Source organism: Paenibacillus riograndensis SBR5 (assembly GCF_000981585.1).
Taxonomy (GTDB): Bacteria; Bacillota; Bacilli; order Paenibacillales; family Paenibacillaceae; genus Paenibacillus_AQ; species Paenibacillus_AQ riograndensis.
On record NZ_LN831776.1, the window covers coordinates 836,790 to 860,278 of the forward strand.

A 23,489-nucleotide genomic window follows, 5' to 3' on the forward strand; every position below is an offset into this window, starting at 1 on the left:
GGGGTACGCTTTTTTTATTTTGGCAACCCATGCTCCAAGGACGAAGCAGGCAGGTTCATTAGGGGATGAGGAGTTATTTTTGCAGTTTCAGCTTGACGCGCATAGCTTTATTCAGATGAACAAAGTTATGCCTTGTGGCAGGCATCAGTACGAGGCCGGCAATGGTTTTGCCACCCCAGTAGTCTATCAGCCATTGCTCCGTTTCCTTTACAGCGCCTTCTGCGGAAATTCTGCTGATCTGGGTTGAACGGGGCTTGTTACGGAACTGTCCCGGCTGCAATCCAGCGATAATGGATCGTGTCCCGGCGGCTACAGCCTGGCGATATTCCAGCAAGGCTTCCAAGTCAACGGCTGCGCTGAATTCAGCAATCTCCTGTCCGCTCATCCCGTTTCCGGAATGAATAAAAGGGGTGTGGAGCTTATCCGCATAATGTCCGGAATGGAGAATCTGATCACGGTCCGCAGTGAGAATATTCATCGTAATATCCTCGATACGTGCGCTATGCCATATGTGCCACACGATCGAATTGTTGCTGTTAGCCGTATGTACCGGATAACTGCGCATAGTTTGCTCCCGGAGATCTTTTAACAGCTCGTCTTCATAATTGGTCTGCTCCGGGTTGTTGCCGTTTGAGGCGTAGAGGCAGTCATGCAGCTCCAAAAAAAGAGCCACCGCATTAGCATGCTCTTCCGGCTTGGTAATGATTCGTGTCAGCTGCTGATGGATGGCATTCCAGATTTTCCGTGCTTCAAGAGACATAAAGGGCTCACCGCTTCCGCTTTGATGTAGGCTTATGCTCTAGATTATATAACAAATCCCAAAGCTGGCTGGTTTTAAAGCGTGTCCGTTTTGCGGCAGAGGATCACACTAAGGAATATGTTCTGAGTCCAAAATATTTTTTCAGAAAGTTTCAGCAAGTGGTTGACGGATAAATAGGTAAATAGTAAAATAGTTCGCATGCGAAGTATTAATGGGTTTACTGAATGGTTGGAGGCGATGAATGTTGGAGGATAGAGAACAGCAATTGGATGATATCTTTTCTTCATTCCGCTGCATTATCCATAATTTCCAGCAGCTTATGTGGAAGGATGCAGAGAAGCTCAATATCACATCCACGCAGCTGATGGTCCTGCGCAAGTTGGAGGCACACCCGGATGTAGGGATTACGGAGCTTGCGGATCTGCTGCATTTGGGAAACAGCGCTGCCAGCGGTGTGGTTGACCGGATGGTGAAGGCTGGACTGATAACCAGACAACGCTCGGAGAGCGACAGACGTATATTTAAGCTGGCAATGACGGACAAAGGCCGGGAGATCAGGGAGCAAAGCAAGCAATCGCTCCGAAGCCATCTGGAGCCATTGGTGAATATACCGCCGGAGGATGCCAGGGAACTGCTGAGATTGCACCGGGAAATCATTACCATTTTGGAACAAGGGAGAGAGAACAACAAGTTATGAGCACAGTAACTGCTAATGCTGCCGGGCCGTCGAAGACGATACGCAGAGGTCCCATTATTGCGGCCCTCCTGATCGGCGCGTTCGTGGCGCTGCTTAATCAGACGCTGATGAATGTGGCACTGCCCAAAATGATGGAAGACCTCAAGATTGCCGCCAATACGGCACAATGGCTGACAACAGGATTTATGCTGGTGAACGGGGTGCTGATTCCAATCAGTGCCTATCTGGTGGAGAAGTTTACCACCCGTCAATTATTTACTACCGCAATGATGCTTTTCTCCATAGGAACGCTGGTCTGTGCTATAGGTACCGGATTTGAGATGATTATGGTCGGCAGAGTGATTCAGGCTGTCGGCGCAGGTATTCTGATGCCGCTGATGAACATCGTATTCCTGCGGATTTTCCCGATTGAAGAGCGCGGTAAAGCGATGGGGCTGATGGCGGTTGCCATGATTTTCGCCCCGGCTGTAGGACCAACGCTGTCCGGCTGGGTGGTTCAGAACTATTCCTGGCGGGTGCTGTTCTACATTGTGCTTCCGCTGGCTGTTTTCTCTACCCTGCTTGGCATGAAGACTATGCAGAATGTCGGAAAGCTGACTTCGCCCAGACTGGATAAAATGGGTGTGGTGCTGTCCACGCTTGCTTTCGGCGGTTTGCTGTACGGCTTTAGTGATGCCGGAACAGACGGCTGGAACAGTGCAACTGTGTATGCTTGCCTGATTCTGGGCGTTGTGGCTTTGGCTTTGTTTGTCTGGCGTGAGCTTAAGACCGACAAGCCGCTGCTGGAATTCCGCATTTTCCGTTACAACATGTATTCATTAACTACTGTAATCAACATTATTGTCACAATGGCACTGTATTCCGGGATGATTCTGCTGCCGATTTATCTGCAGACAATCCGTGGCTTTACACCGATGGAATCGGGGCTGATGCTGCTGCCGGGCGCGATCCTGATGGGCGTAATGTCTCCGATCACAGGGATTATTTTTGATAAAATCGGCGCCAGATGGCTATCCGTCATCGGCTTGATTATCACTACAATTACTACTTGGGAGTTCAGCCAGATCACCCATACCACTACGTATACCCACCTGATTCTGACTTACACGGCGCGGATGTTCGGGATGTCCATGCTGATGATGCCAATCGTAACCGCCGGTCTGAACCAGCTGCCGCAGCGTCTGGCTTCACACGGTACGGCAATGTCGAATACCCTGCGGACGGTAGGGGGAGCACTGGGCATGGCGCTGTTCGTCAGCCTGATGACCAACCGGACGAAGAGCGACATTACAGAAGCCGTAATGAGCGGATCGGTATCCCAAACTGACAAGGCGGCTATGCTCAAGCTTACACAGGACGCAACGATCAACGGGATTACCCATGCATTTACCGTGGCTACCTGGGTGACGGTTGTAGCTCTGGTGCTGGCCTTGTTCATCAAGAAGACCTCACCTCAGCCTGACTTCCTGCAAACGGAAGACACCGAACCTGTGCAGCCGTCCAAGGTGAAGTCGCAGCAGGCATAAGATCATTTGCATCATCATAAGTTATGGTCTGAACCAAAAAAGGACTATCCGCCAGCCTTACCCGGGCTGCTTGGATAGTCCTTTTTCGTACTTGAAATCCGCAGTCTTCCTCTGGGATGGCCATAGCGGATTTTTTGCATGACTGCACTTTGTCAAATGAATACTTCTGATTCTGCGTTGCTGCAGAGAATGCAATAGAATCCAAGTTCTAGGCTATAAGAGCTTATATTTGGCGGCAATTTCTGCTGCCAGTCCGGCCAGCCTGCGGCGGACCGGTTCAGGCTCCAGTACCTCCACAACCGTTCCGAAGCTCAGCAAAAAGCCGTACAGCCAGTTGTTCTCCGCATAAGCTAATCTAACGATATACCCGCCGTTGCCATCGGCCTCCAGCTCCTCGCAATCAAAGTAGTCCTCCGCCAGATATCTGCCCTCTGCCGAAAAATGCAGGACAACGGTCTGTGTATTCAGCGGTTCTTTCCAGCCCTCAGTCCAGGGCAGATCCTGCAGAGGGATATCCAGCCGTTCAAAGCTCCGGGCTTCCTTAACCAGCGACTTCATGCGCAGCAGCTTAAACAGCCGGAAATCCTGGCGCTGTATGCAGAATCCGTATAAATACCACCCCGCACCCTTATGTACAAGCGTATATGGCTCCACAATCCGGTGGCTGATCTGGCCGTCTGCATTGACATAATCAAAAGCCACGGCAGTGCTCTCGTCCAGCGCTTCCTTCAGCAGAGACAGACGCTCCTCCAGCGGGCCCTGCAGCCCCCAGGGGGAGAAGTCGACAATCAGCTGGGTAGTTTTGCTGCGGAAGGCATGCGACTTTGAGGGAGGAATCACGCTGGTGATTTTTTCCATAAGCAGGTTGTGTTCTCCGGCTCCGTAAGAAGATACGCTCTGCAGGGCAGTAAAAATATCGGCCAGCTCGCGTTCCGTAAGCACATTGCGGTCCAGCCGGTATCCCTCCATAAGCCCAATGCCGCCATTCGCGCCTTGATAGGTGACGACGGGAATGCCGGCTCCGTTAATACTGTCGATATCACGGTAAATGGTGCGTACAGACACCTCGAACATATCGGCCAGTTCCTTGGCCTGGACCAGCGGGCGGTTCATCAGCAAAATGACAATGGAGAGCAGACGGTCAATTTTCACACAGGCTTCCTTCTTTCGCGTGTATTCATAGGTTCATTATCCTTGTATTCCTGCACAGAATCAAAGGAAATAGCCTTGCAATTTATCAAATATTAGAATAACATCTAATTAGATTATTATATAATATTAGATGTGAGGGATAAGTTGTGAACATGAATATAACAGAGAATGGTCCAACGGAAGTGCTGAAGCGGAGATCCAAGGGGTATTCCAGGTTGTTTGCGGCCGGACTGGTTAACGGCATTGGCGACCGGTTCAGCAGCGTCGCTATGCTGGCGCTGATTCTGCAGGTGACCGGATCGGGGATGGCAGTAGGGATCTCGCTGGGGATGAGGGTGCTCCCTTTTCTGTTCATGGCCCCGCTTGGCGGAATGCTTGCCGGCAGGCTGCCGCGCAAGACTATAATGATGGCCGTTGACTTGCTGCGTGTGCCGGTCGCCTTGTCCTTTCTTTTGGTAGACGGAGCCGGCAGGCTCTGGCTGCTGTATGCCGGGAGCTTTATTATGGCGGCTGGGGAAGCCCTTTACAGTCCAGTGCGCAAATCCTCGATTCCGCTGTTGGCCGGTCCCGACTCCTTGCATAAAATCAATAGTCTGGAGCAGCTGATGACCGGCTGTGTGCTGATCCTGGGGGCATTTACAGGCGGACTGGTGTCGCTGTGGTGGGGGCCGGAAATGGCTTTTGTAGCGAATGCCGCCTCGTTCCTGCTGGCTGCTCTTCTTATCTGGGGCATATCGTTTCCAGCAGCCGTCTCCAGCGGGACTGAACTGCTGGAAGATTCTGTTCCGGCGAAGCCGGTTATCCAGGACTCTCTGAAAAGGACTGGCCGCTGGCAGAGCCTTAGGGTTCTGATTGGCGGCAGTCAGGTGCTGCAGATCATTCTGGCCTATGAATTGCTGGTGCCGGTGATTAATGGCTGGGACAATGTGCTGATCAGTGTGTATGCGGTACAGGTGTTTCATGCAGGGGACGTGGGGGTCGGAGCTTTCTATGCCGCACTCGGCACCGGGCTTAGCCTCAGTTTTTTTGCCGGGCGGCTGCTGAAACGGCGGCTGCTCGGGATTGCGCTTGGCGGTCTGCTGCTGGAGGGGATTCTGCTGATGTGCATCAGCGGCAGCAGGCATTTCGGGGTGGCCTTTGTGCTATATATTCTGCTGTCGTTATGCGGGGGGATTGGGAGTGCCTGTCTGGATACGCTGGTGATGCGGGAAACGCCTGCCGCCCAGCAGCCGGTTATTTTTGGGATATTATCAGCGCTGGGCGGTTCACTGATTGGGCTGTCCATGTTCAGCGCTGGCTGGCTGCTGGAGGTCATGGAGCCGAGGGCATTGGGATTCGGAGGCGGTGCCGGGTTCGCAGGGGCGGCATTGCTGCTCGGAGTGTTGGCATGGCTGCTTCGTTACCGGAGGAAGATGCCAAGGGAACTGCGCCAGTGACCCTAGAAGAACACGCTGTTTTTCACTTGGACGGCTCTTTGACCTTAACCACCTGGGTCTCCAGGTTAATGCCTGTTTTGCGCCGGAGCAGCCGGGACCCGATCTTGTGCCTGTAGCGGTACAGGATGATAAATGCTGCGACGGCTGCGACGCCGGCGGCAATCCAGATTGCATTTTTCTCTACCAGATGGAAGATGCCCATCCACTGGGGGCCGAATATTTTTCCGATCCCCAGAAAAAGCACTACCCACAGCAAAGCGCCACTGTATGCATAGAGGGCAAACTTACGGAACGGCAGAGCGGTAATACCTGAAAAGTAGCCGGTAAAATGGCGCACCCCCGGGATGAAGTAGCCGATGGAAACGAGAATGCTGCCATAGCGGTCGAACCAGTGCTGCGTTTTCTCCAGCTTGGTCTCTGAGAACAGAAACCATTTGCCATACCGCTGAATAAAAGGAAGCCCGGCCTTAAGCCCGATAAAATAAGTCACGGTCATGCCAACTGTAGTTCCGGCAAAAGCCACAGCGATCAGCACAAAGAAGTCAAGCTTGCCGGTGTAAGAAAGAAAGCCTGCAAAGGCCATGGTGGTTTCTCCGGGAAAAGGCAGAGCCACAAACTCCAGCAAAAGTCCCAAAAAAAGCACACTATAGCCATAACTGGCGAACAATTCCTGTATCCATTTCAGCATTTCCATAAGTCTTCACTCTCCAAGGGCGCATGCCTAATTCTATTTCCGGGCTTGTCTTCATACAATCTACCAAAAGACGCGAACGCGCCAATAGAAAGCTGGAGGTAGAGAAGATGAAGGGTTGCCGAAAAAATAATGTCCGCCGGATCGTGCTCGGCGGTTTGCTTACTATGGTAGTTCTGGTCCTTGCATTTGCGGGGCGTACAGTACTCTTTAAGAATAATCTTCCGGCTGCCCTGACGCAAGGTGTGCCTCTGGCACCGCCTGATGCCGGCCGGCTTCAACCGCTGCCAGGCTTTGCTTCAGGCGCAGCATTTTCCATGAGCCTTACTCCTTCACAGGCAGCCGCCCAAACCTCAGCAAAGACTGCAATAAGGGCAGAGGCTGCAGTAAAGAATGGGGCCGCAGTATCCAAAGTTCCAGCCAAACCTACCCTGCCTGCGCAGACCAAGCAAAAAACAGTCTACTTAACATTTGACGACGGCCCCAGCAAAATCACTCCAAAGGTTCTGGAAATTTTGCGCCGGCAGGGGGTGAAGGCGACCTTTTTTGTGCTTGGGGAGCAGGCCGAACAGCGCCCGGAGCTGATCAGCGCCATATGGGAACAGGGCCATGCCATCGGCAATCATACGTATAATCATAATTACCGTGATTTATATAGCAGCTTTACAGAGTTTTGGTCGCAAATCAAGCAAACCGAGGAGATTGTCCGGAACATCACCGGGGTGCGCCCGCAGCTCGTACGTGCTCCGGGGGGCACGTTCGGACATTTCGACAAGACGTATTTCCGGCTCCTGGCGCAAGCCGGCTATTCCGTAATGGACTGGACGGCGGATAGCGGTGATTCCAGGCGCAAAGGGGTGCCTGCTGCGGATATATTGCGGGAATCTGTAGCAGATCTGACCGCTTCCCGGGTAATCCTGCTGCTTCATGACGGAGGAGGCCACGAGCAGAGCGCCAAGGCTCTGCCGGAGATTATCAAGCGCTATAAAGCCGCTGGATATACCTTTGGCGTGCTGGACGGAGAGGTGCAGCCAGTCCAGTTCAGAGTATCTGCCTCCGCTGCCGGAACGGGTCATGCCCAGCCTTCCAAAGCATGGATTGCTGCGAATATCCTTCCTAACCGTGAGCTGTTCACACCGGGCAAGGCGCTTGCCCTGGAGGTTGGCCCGCTGGAAGCCAAGCTGCTCCCCGGAGAGTACACCATCAGTGGAGGGCAATATAAGGTGCCGCTGCGTGCAGCAGTTGAAAGGCTTGGGGGGAAGGTCAGCTGGGAGGTGTCCAGCCGCTCCGGCCGGGTGGTCTGGAATGGCCGGACCATCCTGGCGGATGCAGCGAATCAGCAGCTCACCATAACAGATGGGGACGGCAGACAGCAGATCCGCAGTGCGGATGTGCAGCTCATCGGCTCTTCGCTATGGGTTTCCCTCCGCGGGCTGCTTGATGCTGCCGGACACCCGCCGCTGACCGCAGCAGTGACTGCGGAGGAACGCAGGGTAAAGACGCTTTGAAATGTAGCAAAGCTGGAGGTCTGGGCACCCTTTTTCGTGGGAAGAATAGACATTATCAGGCTCCTCTGCGCCATATCTCCTTATGGCTGCAGGAAGCTAGTCTATGGCCAAAGGAAGGGTAGCCCAATTGTCCTCTTCATCCTTAATGAAACCGAACCCGCTTGACCGGAAAGAACACAATAGCGTGAATACGACCGGAAGCCAGCCTGTTCACCGGACCCGAAATGTTGCCGGAGAGTGGATAAGGATACTCTCAATGGCGGCTGTCACCGGCGCCCTGTATGCCTGGCGCGGAGGAGAAACACTGCTGTTTCTCTTAACGGCCAGCGGAGTTCTAATGCTTGGAGGTCTGCTGCTGCAGCTCTTGGGTCCCCGTAAGGTGACGGTTACCCGCAGCCTGTCCGCTGTCCATCCTGCAGCCGGGGATACGCTGACTGTGGAGGTGAAGGTCACCTTCAGGACACGAATTCCATTGCCGTGGATGGTTATAGCCGACCAATGGAGCGGCGGGACGCACCAGCAGCTGCTGTTTCCCGGATTCCGGCGCTCGCTGGCCTACACCTATTCGCTGCATGAGGTGCAGCGCGGAGTACACCGGCTTCACGGGTGCAGTGTCAGCTGGGGAGATTTGCTCGGCTTATTTACCGGAGGCTGTCAGTCCGGAAGCGGCGACAGCTTCAAAGTCCGGCCAAGACCCCTGTATGTAGGAAGAACTGCGCCATACAGCAGCGTAAAGCCGGGTGACACGGTAAGCAGCAGCCGAACGCGTAATTACAGCGCCGAAGCCGGGGAAATCCGCGAGTATGCTCCGGGTGACCCGCTCAGCCGGATTCATTGGAAGAACACTGCACGGAAGGGAACGCTGCAGAGCCGGGTGCCGGAGCGGGAAGAAGGACGCATGTCCTGCATTGTTCTGGCTAACAGTTCCGGGGAATATGAAATTCCCTGCGGGGCTCTGACACCGCGGGGGCAGCGCGGGGACCCGCCTGCCCCCTTTGAACGGGCTGTTTCCGCTGCCATGGGGCTATTGCTGGCTGCAGAGCAAACCGGCTCCTATGTGCAGTTCTTCAGCGGCGGATGGCCGGAAGGTATGGCCAAACATGAAGGACTAGGGCAAATCCCGTCCAGAGTACAGGATATGCTCACCGAGATTACCCCGGACGGCGGGCGTTCTCTAAGCGCGCTGCTGGAGGACGCTTCGCGGGGCTGGATACCCGGGATGACAGCTGTAGTCATTACCGGCAGGCTGGAGGAAGAATCCGCCCGTACGCTTGCCCGTTTTCTGGTGCAGGGCGTGAAAGTTGAACTGTATTATGTCTGGGATCAGCCAGCCCCGCGGCCGGCAGGCGGTCCGGTGAATAGCCCGTGGAGTCCGGCAGCCACAATCGGCGCCAGCTTGACCAGACTTGGCGCTTGTCTGTATTGCCTCGGGGACGGTTCCCTGTCAAAAGGAAACAAGGGGGTGGAAGTCCATGGATTCCAGGAGCGGTCAACGCTTTGGTAGGGGGCGGACGACTGCAGCGGCAGTAGAATTTGCCGGAACGTTACCTGTGCGGAAGAAGCGCTGGGGGCTGCGGACTGACACCTCAACAGCCTTGGACATCCGGGATCATGTGGAGGACAGTCAAGCTGATTGCAGGGACAGTAGTCCTCTGCATTATCGGCTGCTGTTCTCTTTGGCCATTATGGGGCTATTCATGGAATGGCTGCTTCCCCTGCTCCGGACTGCCGTGGAGCCGGATACACTGCGGCTGCTGCACACGCTGCTGTTTTGTGCCGCAGCCTTGCTGTTGTGGGGAAGCCTCCGGCTTCCTAATTTCGTTCAATATCCGGTTCAGTTCATGATCATGTCTCTGACCTGGTTCTATATATGTGACGGCAATAAGGGGGGACGCTGGCTAAGCTTGTATGCCGCAGAAGGGTCAGACGATCTGGCGCTGCTCTTCTCAGGGCATATCTCAGCGCTAAGCGAGAACAGCCGCTTGCTGATTCTGGTGCTGGGCTGGGGGCTGCTGGTTTGCTCCGTGCAGCAGCTGGCGCTGTACAGAGGCAGCACGACGCTGTTTACTCTAGTAACCCTGATATACCTGTTGGCGCTGGATATGGGCTTCACGGTGAAAACAACCGGGGATGTCATAGTTGCTCTGGGTCTGATTCTATGGCTGCAGGCCTTGAACCGTCTGCTGCGGCTTAAAGAAGGCACCGGAAGCGCTGCCCTCCCTTATACGCGCTGGGGAGGGCTGGCGCTGGCCGCGGCGTTGATCATCACTTTGGCAGCCTGGACAGGCGGGCAGCTGTATGGAGCGCGTCAAGGCGGGCCGATCACCTTCCAGCCGATATTGGACAGGATGCAGCACTGGGCGGCTGGGCAAATGCAGGAATCTTCACAACAGCAGCAGACCCGGTCAGGGAGCACAGGCTATGGTTCAGGAGAAGCGGAGCTTGGCGCTCCCCTGGCTTCCAGTACTGAAGCAGTGTTCAGTGTTGTGGCCGATCGGCCCTCCTACTGGAGGGGAGAGAGTATTGCCTACTATGATGGACGCCGCTGGATCAGGGACGGGGCGGCATTTCTGCCGTTTAATCTAACCGCTCTGCCGGGTCCGGGACAGAACCAGGCAGAAGAGGCCGGAAAGAGCCGCAGGCTTGTTCAGCGGATTCAATTCGCGGTCCCCTCCTCAGGCGGGCTGCCGCTGTTCGGTGCCGGAACGGTGGCTGATATTGAAAACATCACACTGACGGATGGCAGCCGGCTTGGCTATGTGCTGGCTAATCCGCAGAAGGACAGCTTCAGGCTTCCTGAGGCGGGCGGTTCCGTCAGAGTTGCGGAATACACAGTGGCATCGATACTCCCGGAGAGCGACCCGGCTGTGCTGCGGGCTTCTGCCGGAATGGACCCGGTGTCGGTGCGCGATTCATATCTGCAGCTGCCGGCTCAGCTGCCCCGCCGGGTCGCTGAGCTGGCCGGGAGGCTCACGGCTTCGGCGGACACGCGCTATGCCGCTGTCTCCGCCGTTCAGGATTACCTGCAGAACGGATTTACTTACACGCTGAAGACCCGGATACCGCCACAGGGGTCGGATTTCACGGATGACTTCCTGTTCGTCACGAAGCAGGGCTACTGTGTGCATTTTGCGACAGCGATGACCGTGCTGCTGCGAAGCTCCGGCATTCCGGCCCGCTATGTCCAGGGCTACGGGCCGGGAACCCTGGCGGCAGATGCTGTACCGCCGCGCTATGATGTCACCCAGGGGGATGCACATGCCTGGGTGGAGGTCTATTTTCCCGGCACGGGCTGGGTCCCGTTCGACCCTACGCCCGCTGCCGCCCTCGCCGCTGCCGCAGGCCCGGCGGCGGACCCCGCCGCGGCTGCATCCGCGCCGCCGGGAACCCCCGCGTCCGCTGCGCTTGGCGCGGACACCCTGCCCGCCCTGCCGCAGGCGGGCGGGAACCCGCCAGCGCCGGCTGCCGCCGCGCTGGTGGGGCTGGCCGCCGCCTGGCGCTGGCGGCGTTGCCTGGCCCTGCTGCCGGCGGCGCGGCGGTCCGGCAGGTTCAGCCGCGAGCGGCAGCTGCGCGCCGCCGCTCTGGCCTGGCGCGGGCTGACGGCGCGGTACGGGCCGCCGCCGCCCGGGGTAACGGCCAGGGAGTACGCCGCCTCCCTGGCGATTGAGGACGCGCGGCTGCGCGCCGCGGTCCGGCAGTTCATACGCCAGTGGGAAGCCCTGGCGTACAGCAGCCGCGCGGCATCAGCACCTCAGTGCGGGTCCGCCCGGCGAGGGTTCACGGCGCGGAAACCAGCGCCGCTCCTGGGCAACCCGGCGCGGGAACCAGCGCCGCTCCTGGGCATCCCGGCGCGGAAATCAGCGCCGTTCCCGGGCAACCCGGCGCGGAAATCAGCGCCGCTCCCGAAGATCCCGCCACCCGGCCAAAGGGGCTTGGCGCTAGTCCCGGCAGCCGGCGCAGAAGGCGCGGCCTTTGTCGCCAACTGTCTGGCGATCACTTTCCGTCTGGCTTGATCAGCAGGTCATTTGCTGCCCGAACAGCGAATGGCCTATTTTTTAGTAGTCAGGAAACGATCATTTCCTTTTGATGTCGAGGAAGAGTAGGCTCAAGGAGAGCTGCGGGAAAGTGAAGTGGAATTAGTACACCTAAATGGATGCAGAAGCCTTGTTTTGGAGGGAATAGTGGGAAAAAGTAGAGTTAAATGAGGCGAAATCCCTGCGGAGAATGCAAATCGGCCGGATTAGTGATCCTTTTTCCACTTAACGTTTGCGAGGGCGCGGGATGCGTTAATTTAAGTTCCCTTTTTCCACTTCGGTTAGTGTTTGAAATAATCCCGGTTTGCCCTCTCCGCATCAGCCATAAATTCCCTCTGGTTCATCCTGCGGAATTCCAACCTATCAACATCCGCCAAACTGCGGGTATCCGCGCGCCGGATAAGGAAAAAACCATAGAGACAACGTGCCTTACTTTCCTTGACGATGAGAATTAACCATGAGTATAATGAATCCAATAATCAAGGGAGGCACGTAATGAACAAGCCAAGTGAAATTATCGTCGTTCTCGATTTCGGGGGACAATACAATCAACTTATCGCGCGCAGAATCCGGGACCTGGGGGTATACAGCGAGCTTCTGCCGTACAATACGCCAATTGAGAAGATTAAGGCACTTTCGCCAAAAGGGATCGTGTTCTCCGGGGGACCAAGCAGTGTGTACGCTGAGGATGCGCCTCACGTAGATCCGGCCATTTATGATTTGGGACTGCCGATTTTCGGTATCTGCTATGGGATGCAGCTTATGGCCCATCAGCAGGGCGGGAAGGTTGAACGTGCGGACAAGCGGGAATATGGCAAGGCCAACGTTGACTTTGAACTGGATGCTGTGCTGGCTGCCGGCCTCGAAAGCGGCCAGACGGTATGGATGAGCCACGGAGACCATGTGGTGGAGCTTCCTGCCGGATTCAAGCTGGATGCAGGCACGGAGAGCGCTCCGATTGCGGCAATGAGCCATGCGGACCGCAAATTCTTCGCCGTGCAATTCCATCCGGAGGTGCGCCACTCCGTGAACGGGAATGAGATGATCTCGAACTTCCTGTACGAGGTTTGCGGCTGCGAAGGCAAATGGACGATGGAATCGTTTATTGAGGATGCCGTCAAGGATATTCAAGCCAAAGTCGGTGACAAAAAAGTGCTCTGCGCCCTCAGCGGCGGTGTGGACTCCTCGGTAGTTGCGATGCTGATTCACCGGGCTATCGGCGACCAGCTGACCTGTATGTTCATCGATCACGGCCTTCTGCGCAAAGGTGAAGCAGAGAGCGTAATGGAAACCTTCGTCGGCAAATTCGACATCCATGTGGTGAAGATCGATGCGCGCGAGCGTTTCCTGGGCAAGCTGGCAGGTGTCTCCGATCCCGAACAGAAGCGCAAAATCATCGGCAACGAGTTCATTTACTGCTTCGACGAAGAATCGGCCAAGCTGGGTGAGTTCTCTTTCCTTGCCCAAGGAACACTGTACACCGATATTGTGGAGAGCGGCACGGCAACGGCGCAGACCATCAAATCGCATCACAATGTCGGCGGACTGCCGGAAGATATGAAGTTCAGCCTGATCGAGCCTTTGAATACCTTGTTCAAGGATGAGGTGCGCAAGCTGGGCGAAGAGCTGGGGATGCCGCATGCCATCGTCTGGCGCCAGCCTTTCCCGGGTCCGGGACTTGCTATCCGCGTGCTGGGCGAGGTTACCGAAGAGAAGCTGGAAATCGTGCGCAATTCCGACTTCATCCTGCGTGAAGAGATCGCCAAAGCTGGACTAGACCGCGAGATCTGGCAGTATTTCACCGCCTTGCCTAACATGAAGAGTGTGGGCGTTATGGGTGACGAGCGTACGTATTCTTACACCGTAGGCATCCGCGCAGTTACCTCCATCGACGGCATGACTGCCGACTGGGCACGTATCCCTTGGGAGGTACTGGAGAAAATTTCAGTACGTATCGTTAACGAGGTTGAAAATGTCAACCGGGTAGTCTACGACATCACCTCAAAACCGCCGGCAACGATTGAATGGGAATAAAAGGGCATTGAAAGTTCCTTTTCACCCGCAACTATAGAGTGCAAAAGATTACTCTCTTTTATCTGCGTTGTTTAGCAAATAGAAGGGAGTATTTTTTATGACCAAAATCAATAAGGTTGACAACTAAAGTGCCGGGTGTTACTGAAACAGAGGATGTAACAGTGTGAAAGAAGAGAAGTAAACAGGCGTTCACGAATTAACAAGATTCTAAAAGAACATTATGAAGCTGTTGCGTAGGGTTCTGTACTCGTCCCTGAGCTTGAGCAGATCAACTGGAGCGAAAAAAACAAAACAACCTTACCGCATCTGGCGGCAAGGTTGTAGCTAAAGGTTCCACGTTTCATGTCCAGAGCCTCTTCGAGTTCCATCGGACTGCGCGCCGTTGCATTCGCTGGGCCGTGTCGTGCTTATTGTTCTAGTAGTTCATGAAACCATTTCAAGTTTAATTCATGGTGTGCCCTTACATTTTTCATCATGGATTTTGCGGTATCGTAGATAATATCTTTTTTGGAATTTAGCACAAAATCAATTTCTTCAATTTTTTTCTGTGTTTTTTCAATTTGTACAGATACAGCTTTTTTAAATTGTTCAGGATCATATTGATGTGCAAACAATGTTGTCATATAAAAGGCTAAAGTAATGTCATCGGTCTGAACTGAATGCTTTGCCATTAAAGCATCGAAATAATCGTTTCCTTGTTCTGTAATTTCGTAGATATGTTGTTCGGGATAGTTGTTTACGCTAACGACCTCAACAAGCCGTACAAAACCCTCATTAGCTAACTTTTGCAAGTTATAATACAGCGATCCCTTCGTAACATGTACGAGGTACCTATAATTTCGCTCCTTAAATATATTTAACAATTCATAAGCGCTTGATTGCCCGCAATCCTTCAGTAAGCCAAGTATCAATAAGGGTATAATCGCGAATTCCTCTTTCTGTTTAAAATTTGAAAGCACTTAAATGCTCAGAAACCCACTCTCTGTACGTAAGAGGTTCCCGGCCAAGAATAGTCAGGACCGTATTTGTAAGGCTAAGATCGTGCTTTAAAGTGTACTCCCAGTCTTGGATTCTAAGGTTAATATATTCTTCAGCGATGTAATTTTTCATGTATGAATGAAATTCATCAATGGTTTGCTCCTCGAAGCCAATCTGTTGTCCCAGTTGCTTTGAAATTTCTGACAGTATGTTCAGTTGGCTAAGAATATTTGCTCCTGTAAGCGTCAATACTTGACCGGAAAACTTGTTAAAGCCGGTTAAAACAATACTAATCACTTCGGCAATATCTGTTTCATGCACGCTTGCCAATTTTGCATCTAAGGCTGGCAGCTTTATAGTGCCCTTATTGTATCTAAAAAGATCCCTCCAGTAAATGGCATTATGCATAAATGCCTCGGCTCTGATAAAAGCATAGTTAAAACCAAACGCTTTGATTTGATCTTCAACCTCTTTATGTTTTTTTGCATTATCATTGTGATCTGAATCAGAACGATTGATCGAAGCTGAAGATAAGAACACGATATTTTGAACTCCATTGGTTTTTGCCGCCTGTAAAATTTCTCTGGCATCGTCCAAAAGGATTAAGAATAATGTGTCAACATCACCCAGGCTGTTTGACCAGGCAGAGCAATCTTTAATATCGCCAGCGACAATGCTCATTTTATCTGTTTTATCTTTCAACAGTTTTTCCGGAGTCCGGGTGAGCGCTTTAAATTCCACATCTTTTTCATTAAGGAATTTGACGACCTGATGTCCGACGGTTCCAGTTGCTCCTGTAATAAATAACATAAAAACGACCTCTTTTCATGATATTTAGTCTAATTAGACTACATCAATTAGTATAGTCTAATTAGACTATACTATCAAGCTTTTAAATCCTTTCCAGTCAATTTTGTATACAGATGCGGATATGGAATATTGAACTTCTATATCCGAAACTAGGGACATCCGAAGAAATGTCTGAATTACGAACAATAACAAAAAAGTAACGTTCATTGTTCGTATTTACCATTGACAAGTTATGTTAAGTACACCTAAAATAATAAAGCGTTAGAGCAGCATAAACATTCGTATAATTCCGGGAATCGGCCCGGAAGTCTCTACGAGGTCACCGTAATGACCTGGCTACGATTATGAAGAGCAAGGCCTTCACGATCCTTCGGATTTTTATCCATTGGACATGCGAAGCTGCTCTTTTTCCGGGCCGGTGTCTCCCAAGATGCCGGCTTTTTGTTGCTTTTAGACAACATACACCTTAGGGGGAGAACAATTTGAACCGCTTTTTCAAGTTGAAAGAAAACGGCACCACAGTGCGCACAGAGATTATGGCCGGTCTGACCACTTTTATGGCAATGGCGTATATTTTGTCGGTAAATCCCGGCACTCTGACCGCTTTTGGCCGCATCGACATGGGCTGGTATTCCGTATTCCTGGCTACAGCATTGGCTGCAGGGATTTTCACCATTGCCATGGGACTGTTCATCAACTTCCCGGTAGCTCTGGCGCCTGGTATGGGCCTTAATGCATACTTTGCATCCGTGGTTTTGTCCTCGGCAACCACCGATCATGAATTCACCTGGCAGATGGGTCTGACCGCCGTATTTATTTCCGGGATTATCTTCATCCTGTTGACAATCACCCGTGTCCGGCAGATTCTGCTTACCGCCATTCCTGACAGCCTGAAGCATGCCATTACCGTCGGTATCGGCTTGTTCATTACCATTATCGGCCTCAAGAACAGCGGACTGATGACGATCGGCGTTGAAGCCGGGAAGGATATCGCCGCCAATAAGTTTACAGATGTGCTCTCCTTTGAAACGGTTATTCATATGGGCAGCCTGGAGAACACCAATGTTCAATTGGTAATTATCGGCCTGCTGCTGATTTCCATCCTGATGGTGCTGCACGTGCGCGGCGCGATCCTGTTCGGGATTCTGGGCACGACCGTCGTCGCCATTCTCATGGGCGCTGTTGATTTCAGCACGCTGTCGAATCCGCAGACACCTTGGGTTCCTGATTTCTCACAGCTGAACTTCTGGGAATTTGACTGGGAGGGCATTATGCACACCGGTATCGTGTCCGCGATTGCCACTTTCACTTTCGTAGAATTGTTTGACACCTTTGGTACGCTTGTTGGTACTGCTGAACGTGCCGGAATTATGAAGAACCCCGAAGAAGGCAAGAAACGTGTCGGAAATGCCATGTTCGTCGATGCAGTAGCTGTTGCCGGCGGTGCGATGCTGGGAACTTCCACCACTACCGCTTACGTAGAGAGCGCTGCCGGTGTTGCCGAAGGCGGCCGTACAGGTCTGACTGCCGTGACTACCGGTGTCTGCTTCCTGCTCGCACTGTTCTTGGCACCCGTTGTCGCGCTGATTCCAGGTCCGGCTACTGCAGCCGCGCTGATCATTGTCGGGGTGCTTATGGCGCAGTCCATCCGCCAAATTGATTTTCAGGATATGGTTCTGGCTATTCCGGCGTTCCTTACCTTCGCCATCATGCCTTTCACCTACAATATTGCGAACGGGATTTCGTTCGGTATTGTAACCTATGTTATCCTGGCCTGTGTTGCCAATCTTGCCGGTAAGAAGAAATACGACATCCACTGGATGATGTGGCTGCTCGCCGTCCTGATCGTGCTGCGCTACGTTCTGATCGGCAGCCAGGGTTAAGCTAAGACATCGTCAATTCAACCAGAACTCGTAGTTTCCAGTTTCTGCAGCCCTGCCTGTACTAGGCGGGGCTTTTTTTCCGTAGTCTTTTCATCATCCGGCATTTGGATTATATTGTTGAAGAGGTGATCCCTATTTCCGGCCTATTTAAAAGAGTGTACCGATCCTGTATAGACAATCCTTGGCCGCTCGCGCTGTTTGTGCTGGGTGCAATTGTACGGATAATCTATCTCGGATCTATTCCTTCAGGACTTAATCAGGATGAGGCATCCATCGGCTATGATGCTTACGCGATCCTGCATTACGGGATTGACCGCAACGGTGTCCATCTGCCTATTCACCTTATCGCCTGGGGCAGTGGACAGAATGCGCTCTATGCCTATTTATCCATGCCTTTTATCTGGCTCTTCGGGCTGACACCGCTGTCTGTCCGGGCGCTGAGTCTGGTGATGGGGCTTGTTGGCATGATTTTTTTCTATTTAAGTATGAGGCAGCTGTTTCCGGCCCGGGCAGGCGGTATTTTCGCCATGTTCTTCATCGCCATCAATCCCTGGCATATTATGATGTCCCGCTGGGCGCTGGAATCTAACTTGTTCCCTACCTTGATTCTGATTGCCGTCTATTGTCTGCTGAAATCCTTTCAGACACCCAAATGGTCCTACGGCTTTACGGTTATTATGGCCATTTCGCTATATGCATACGGAACAGCCTATTTTTTTGTGCCGGTATTTGCTATCTGTGCCGCATTTCTTCTATTGTATAGTAGGGTCTTGAAATTCCGGACGCTGGTATGGAACACTGTTTTCTTTGTGCTCCTTGCCCTGCCTATACTATTATTTATAGTAATTAATCATTATGGGTTTCATGAGATAGCCACCAGGCTCTTCACGATTCCCAGATTAACCATGCCCCGGGTGGAGCAGATTTCCTCAGTATTCGGCGGAGAACTTCTGCACACAGCCTCCAGCAACTTCAGCAGATTTATTGAGCTGCTGCGCAGCGGAAGCGACGGGCTGCCCTGGAATGCCATATCCCCATACGGCTATGCTTACCCGATTGCGCTGCCCTTTGCTCTGCTTGGGCTAATTGTTATGATATATGAGGTGTATCAGCGCAGGCGTGAGGGGCTTGGGTATATAACCGTATTGCTCTGGCTGGGCATCGCTATCCTGATGGCTCTGATCACTGATGTGAACATCAACCGGATCAATATCATTTTCTATCCGCTGATTATGCTGGTTGCCACAGCTGTATTCTCGCTGTATCAGAAGCTGAAGCTTGCCGCTCTGCTGTCGGTAGCCGTATTTGCTGTGATGTTCGGTTTTTTTACAAATGCCTATTTTGGAAAGTTTCCTAAGGAGATTGGCCCGGCCTTCTATGATTCGCTGGGAGAGGCTATACAGTACGCTTCAGAAACAGCCAGCGGCGATATCTATGTCACAGATAAAGTCAATATGCCCTATATTTATGTGCTTTTTTATGAGAAAATCAATCCGCATGACTTTCTGGCTTCGGTCAAATATATCAATCCCGGAGATGCTTTTCAGATGGTGTCTTCCTTTGGACGGTACAAATTTGGTGCTCCGGGCATGGAGCCGGGACAGGCGGCATATGTCTTTGGAAACAACGACCCCGTGCCTGCTGTGAACAGCGGGTATACAATTAAGAAATTTACTAATTATAGTGTGCTTATTTATAACAATACGGAAGGTAATGCCGCCCCGTATGTTGAAGGAGTTCAGGCGGAAGTGCCTAATGGAGGATTTGAAGAGGGAACCTCCGGCTGGAGCTTTTCAACGGGAACGGGTGCAGCCGGCAATAATCCTTACTCGGGAGCAGGCCATGCATATCTTGACATAGGTTCAGACAAAAGCATTCAACAGACCTTTAGTGCCCGGACAGGGATCTACAAACTAACCGCCATGGTGAGCGCCGGGGGTTCAGGAGGAAGGATAGGCATCCGGGTGAACGGCTCTGTGCGGGCGGAAGCTGAACTGACAGCAGGGGACGAATATCACCCTGTTGCGCTTCCGGATGCATCCCTTAAGCAGGGTGAGCAGGCGGAGATTTACATAACCGGCGGGAATGGCTGGATTAACATTGACGAGGTGAGGTTGGAACGATGATCAGGAGTACACGCACGGCCGCAATGTTGGTTTTAATGCTGTTATTGTTCATTCTTCCTGTAACAAGCAGTTATGCAGCGGGCAATTTACTGCAGAATCCGGGCTTTGAGGAAGGGGAGGAAGGTGCTCCTGCGGGCTGGACCAAGGACATGTGGATTCAGGGGGACAGCTCGGGGCTGCTCTCTGTGCAGTCTGAGGAAGTCCATTCCGGTACCAGGGCTGCGGTTATTGAGAATCTGGAACCCAATCACCTCAAATGGGTGCAGACGATTGCAGTCTCGCCTAACAGCTATTATAAGATCTCCGGTTACGTCAAAATCGTCAGCACCGCAGGCCAGGGACTGGGTGCGAACATTTTCCCCGTAGGCATTGGAGGGGGCTATCCCGCTACCACGGATACAGGCGGAGATTGGCAGTACCTTGAATTCTACGGCCAAACCGGCTCCGGGCAAAAAGAGCTGGGCATCGGTGCAGCTTTGGGCGGCTATGCCAGTCTGATTCAAGGCAAAGCCTACTTTGATGATCTGTCGGTAGAGCAGGTGGATGCCGCTCCTGCGGGAGCCGGTGTCATCTCGCTCGACAGCGCGGCCGCAGCAGCCCAGAACGGAGGCGACCAGGCTGCGGAGACTCCGCATAAGGTATCGCCTGCCAAGCTGCTGCTGCTGTCGGCAGTATTCAGTGTGTTTTTCGCCTTTTTCTATAATAGGGCGTTCCGCAGTGAACGGCTTCTGAAGCAGCCGGATGCTGTCTATACCCGCTGGCTCTACGTGGTTTTCGGCGCGGCATTGATCCTGCGGATCTGGATTGGCTTGACCGCGCAGGGATATCAGAATGACATGAATACCTTTATCGCCTGGGGCCAGCGCCTTGTGGACCTGGGGCCGGGCAAGTTTTATGAAGAGGGGTATTTTGCCGATTATCCTCCAGGTTATTTGTACATATTGTATGTGCTGAGCCTCATTCGCGGACTGTTCGGATTTGCGCACGGCTCGGGGGGAGAGACCCTGCTCTTCAAGCTGCCGGCAATCCTTTCCGATCTGGTGCTGGGCTGGCTGATTTACCGTGCAGGACGTACCAAACTGGGCTCCGGCATGGCCGTCGGCCTGATGCTGCTGTTCCTGTTCAATCCGGCGGTATTGATGGACTCTGCCGCCTGGGGACAAGCGGATTCCTTCTTTTTAGTGTTCCTGCTGCTCAGTATTCTGGGCGCATCGGAACAACGTTTTGTGCGTTCGGCAATCTTTTTTGCCCTGGCTACGCTTGTTAAGCCGCAGGCGCTGATTTTCACGCCTGTACTGCTGTTTGCCTTCTACCATCACCGTGCCTGGAAACAGCTTGCGGTTGGCGCCCTTTACGGGCTTGGCATCTTTGCTGTACTGGCGGCTCCATTCTTCTGGAATAACGGCGGAATCGGCGGGCTGATTGATCTTTATAAGGGAACCTTATCCTCCTATCCGTATTCAACGGTCAATGCTTTTAATCTATATGCGCTGACCGATCCGTTATGGGCTTCCATTGATTCCATGTGGCTGGGAATTACTTATCGTGCTTGGGGTTTTATTTTCATCCTGGCGGCCGTTGCCCTTGCTTCGTATTACTCTTTCAAAAAAGACCGCAAAGAGCTTTCGAAGTCCTTCTTTATCGGTATGGTTCTCATCACAATCGTGTTTGTCTTCGGGACAAAAATGCATGAACGGTACATGTACCCGGCATTGCTCCTGTGCCTGTTCACCTATATCGAGAGCCGGGACCGCCGATTCCTGACGCTGTTTCTCGGATTTACTTTGACGCAGTATCTTAATGTAGGCTATACGCTGGCCCATCTGAACGCCGGCAATAATCCGCCTTCGGACGGCATTGTGCTGGTGACTGCAATTGCCAATATTGCTTTGGCGTTATACATGCTGTATGTAGGGTATGCGGTATATGTCCGAAAAGACATTAAACCGATTCTTCCTCCGGCTGCGGCGGCAGAGAAATATGATGCGGACCTGGAGCTGGCCGAGGGGATGCGTCCCCTTCCCAAGAGCGCCAGCCGGATAGGGCTGCCTAAGCTGCAGCGCAAAGACTGGATCTGGATGCTGGGCATTACCGCCGTCTATGCGGCGCTGGCTTTATTTCATCTGGGCTCGACCAAAGCCCCGGAAACCTTGTGGGAACCGGCAGCCAGCGGCGAGAGCTTTGTTGTGGACCTGGGCCAGAACAGACAGCTGGAACGGGTGAATATATTCGGCGGTGTCGGGACCGGCAAGTTCAAACTGGAATTCAGCCAGTCGCCGGATACCTGGAGCGGCCCGCTGGATGTCAATGAGGATGTCGGCAATGTGTTCATCTGGAAAAGCCAGCCTTTGAACGTTGCGGCAAGATATGTGAAGCTGACCGTTACTTCTCCGGGATTCACATTGAATGAAATGGCCTTCTATGAACAGGGGGGAGGCAAAACACCGCTTCCTGTCGCCAGCGTTACACCTGATAGTACAACTGCCAAAAGAGGCCAGCCGTCCAACCTGTTTGATGAACAATCGGTCATTCCGGAGAATTCCGGGTTTATGAACAGCACCTATTTTGATGAAATTTATCATGCCCGTACAGCTTATGAGTATGCCCACGGTATCGTCCCGTACGAGAATACCCACCCGCCTCTTGGCAAACTGCTGATCTCTGTGGGGATGGAGCTGTTCGGCGTCAATCCGTTCGGCTGGCGGATTATCGGCACGCTCTTTGGTATTGCCATGCTGCCGCTGATCTATATAATGGCTTTACGGCTGTTCAAAAAGAGCCTCTATGCCGCTCTTGCCGCCGGATTGTTCGCACTGGATTTCATGCATTTCACCCAGACGCGCATCTCAACCATCGACGTCTACGGTGTTTTCTTCATCATGCTGATGTTCTATTTCATGCAGCGGTATTTCACAATGAGCTTCTACCGCATTCCGCTGCGCCGGACGCTGGTGCCTCTTTTCTGGTCCGGCCTGTTTTTTGGGATCGGCGTCGCCTCCAAGTGGATTGTAATCTACGGGGGTGCTGGTCTTGCCATCATGCTGGCGCTTGCCCTGTTTGAACGCTACAGAGAATACAGAGCGGCGGGACGTTTGCTGGCGGAGGGCAGAGTGGGGGATCAGGAGCTGAGAGCCGCCTGCAGCACCGCAGACAAATCGTTTTGGAAAAATACCATTGTTACCTTGCTTAGCTGCGTGGTGTTTTTTGTTATTATTCCAGGGGTGATCTACAGCCTGTCCTTTATCCCGGTTCTGTCGGTCTCGGCAGACGGCTACACCTTCAAAGGTCTGATTGATGCGCAAAAGAACATGTACAATTACCACAGCCAGCTTGTTGCCACCCACCCTTTCGCTTCTTCCTGGTGGGAATGGCCCTTCATGAAACGGCCGGTATGGTTTTTCAGCGGCGGTGAAGGACTGCCGGAAGGACAGGTAAGCAGCATCGTGACTATGGGGAACCCGTTGATCTGGTGGACCGGAATTTTTGCTATGCTGGCTTCGGTCTGGTTTACAATCAAGCGCAAGGACAAGAACCTGTACATGATCTGGATCGGATTTTTCTCACAGTATGTTCCATGGATGCTGGTGCCGCGTGAAACGTTCCTTTACCACTACTTTGCCATGGTGCCGTTCATGATTCTTGCTATTGTATACATCATGAAGCTGCTCGACAGTAAATACCCGGAAGCCCGGTATTTGCGTTATGCTTATGTGGCCGTTGCCGCACTGCTTTTTGTAATGTTTTATCCTGTGCTGTCAGGCATGCAGGTTAGTAAAGACTATGTGGACGTTGTGCTGCGCTGGTTCCCTTCCTGGGTCTTCTAGTGAAGTGGCGGATGCTTACACAGCAGTTAC

15 protein-coding genes and 1 riboswitch are annotated in these 23,489 nt (G+C 52.8%); of the genes, 10 read left to right on the forward strand and 5 right to left on the reverse strand.

Features of this window, described 5'->3' with window-relative positions; genetic code table 11:
- Positions 1–73 precede the first annotated feature (73 nt).
- Positions 74–760 carry a hypothetical protein gene (locus PRIO_RS03685; RefSeq protein ID WP_020430657.1) on the reverse strand — a complete coding sequence of 229 codons (687 nt, stop codon included), beginning with the start codon at positions 758–760 and terminating at the stop codon, positions 74–76.
- Between the two features lie 241 nt (positions 761–1,001).
- Here PRIO_RS03685 and PRIO_RS03690 point away from each other — a divergent pair, with 241 nt between their 5' ends.
- A complete protein-coding gene (locus tag PRIO_RS03690) occupies positions 1,002–1,457 on the forward strand; it encodes a MarR family winged helix-turn-helix transcriptional regulator (RefSeq protein ID WP_020430658.1) in 456 nt (151 codons plus the stop codon).
- Positions 1,454–2,983: a DHA2 family efflux MFS transporter permease subunit gene (locus tag PRIO_RS03695; RefSeq protein ID WP_046501140.1), complete on the forward strand. Its 1,530-nt coding sequence runs from the start codon at positions 1,454–1,456 to the stop codon at positions 2,981–2,983. The genes PRIO_RS03690 and PRIO_RS03695 overlap by 4 nt, the downstream gene beginning before the upstream one ends.
- Positions 2,984–3,196: 213 nt before the next feature.
- Here PRIO_RS03695 and PRIO_RS03700 read toward each other — a convergent pair whose 3' ends face one another.
- Positions 3,197–4,135, reverse strand: coding sequence for a helix-turn-helix transcriptional regulator (locus tag PRIO_RS03700; RefSeq protein ID WP_020430661.1), 939 nt, complete (start codon positions 4,133–4,135; stop codon positions 3,197–3,199).
- A 152-nt stretch (positions 4,136–4,287) separates the two neighbouring features.
- Here PRIO_RS03700 and PRIO_RS03705 point away from each other — a divergent pair, with 152 nt between their 5' ends.
- Entirely contained in the window at positions 4,288–5,571 is a 1,284-nt protein-coding gene (locus PRIO_RS03705; protein WP_039790075.1) for an MFS transporter, read from the forward strand.
- 22 nt (positions 5,572–5,593) lie between these two features.
- Here PRIO_RS03705 and PRIO_RS03710 read toward each other — a convergent pair whose 3' ends face one another.
- Complete coding sequence (locus tag PRIO_RS03710; RefSeq protein ID WP_020430664.1) at positions 5,594–6,265, reverse strand: DedA family protein; 672 nt, start codon at positions 6,263–6,265, stop codon at positions 5,594–5,596.
- Between the two features lie 107 nt (positions 6,266–6,372).
- Between PRIO_RS03710 and PRIO_RS03715 the strand changes: the two genes are divergently transcribed.
- From PRIO_RS03715 to guaA, 4 genes are all read left to right on the forward strand, one after another.
- Positions 6,373–7,770, forward strand: coding sequence for a polysaccharide deacetylase family protein (locus PRIO_RS03715; protein ID WP_020430666.1), 1,398 nt, complete (start codon positions 6,373–6,375; stop codon positions 7,768–7,770).
- 103 nt (positions 7,771–7,873) lie between these two features.
- Entirely contained in the window at positions 7,874–9,274 is a 1,401-nt protein-coding gene (locus PRIO_RS33680) for a DUF58 domain-containing protein (RefSeq protein WP_020430668.1), read from the forward strand.
- Positions 9,243–11,783: a DUF4129 domain-containing transglutaminase family protein gene (locus tag PRIO_RS03725; RefSeq protein WP_046501142.1), complete on the forward strand. Its 2,541-nt coding sequence runs from the start codon at positions 9,243–9,245 to the stop codon at positions 11,781–11,783. The genes PRIO_RS33680 and PRIO_RS03725 overlap by 32 nt, the downstream gene beginning before the upstream one ends.
- A gap of 516 nt (positions 11,784–12,299) precedes the next feature.
- A complete protein-coding gene (guaA, locus tag PRIO_RS03730) occupies positions 12,300–13,838 on the forward strand; it encodes a glutamine-hydrolyzing GMP synthase (RefSeq protein WP_020431849.1) in 1,539 nt (512 codons plus the stop codon).
- A gap of 407 nt (positions 13,839–14,245) precedes the next feature.
- On the opposite strand, the gene PRIO_RS03735 is transcribed toward guaA, so the two are convergent.
- Both PRIO_RS03735 and PRIO_RS03740 read right to left on the reverse strand, forming a co-directional pair.
- The gene (locus PRIO_RS03735; protein WP_062522510.1) at positions 14,246–14,797 is read right to left on the reverse strand and encodes a PadR family transcriptional regulator; all 552 of its coding nucleotides are present in this window, start codon (positions 14,795–14,797) and stop codon (positions 14,246–14,248) included.
- Complete coding sequence (locus PRIO_RS03740; protein WP_046501145.1) at positions 14,781–15,626, reverse strand: NmrA family NAD(P)-binding protein; 846 nt, start codon at positions 15,624–15,626, stop codon at positions 14,781–14,783. The genes PRIO_RS03735 and PRIO_RS03740 overlap by 17 nt, the downstream gene beginning before the upstream one ends.
- 259 nt (positions 15,627–15,885) lie before the next feature.
- A riboswitch (purine riboswitch) is annotated at positions 15,886–15,985 on the forward strand.
- A gap of 123 nt (positions 15,986–16,108) precedes the next feature.
- On the opposite strand from PRIO_RS03740, the gene PRIO_RS03745 reads away from it, so the two are divergent.
- From PRIO_RS03745 to PRIO_RS03755, 3 genes are all read left to right on the forward strand, one after another.
- Entirely contained in the window at positions 16,109–17,509 is a 1,401-nt protein-coding gene (locus tag PRIO_RS03745; RefSeq protein WP_020431864.1) for an NCS2 family permease, read from the forward strand.
- Between the two features lie 155 nt (positions 17,510–17,664).
- Positions 17,665–19,635, forward strand: a complete 1,971-nt coding sequence (locus PRIO_RS03750) for a glycosyltransferase family 39 protein (protein ID WP_144412085.1) — start codon at positions 17,665–17,667, stop codon at positions 19,633–19,635.
- Positions 19,632–23,459, forward strand: coding sequence for a glycosyltransferase family 39 protein (locus PRIO_RS03755; RefSeq protein WP_020431867.1), 3,828 nt, complete (start codon positions 19,632–19,634; stop codon positions 23,457–23,459). The genes PRIO_RS03750 and PRIO_RS03755 overlap by 4 nt, the downstream gene beginning before the upstream one ends.
- Positions 23,460–23,489 lie beyond the last annotated feature (30 nt).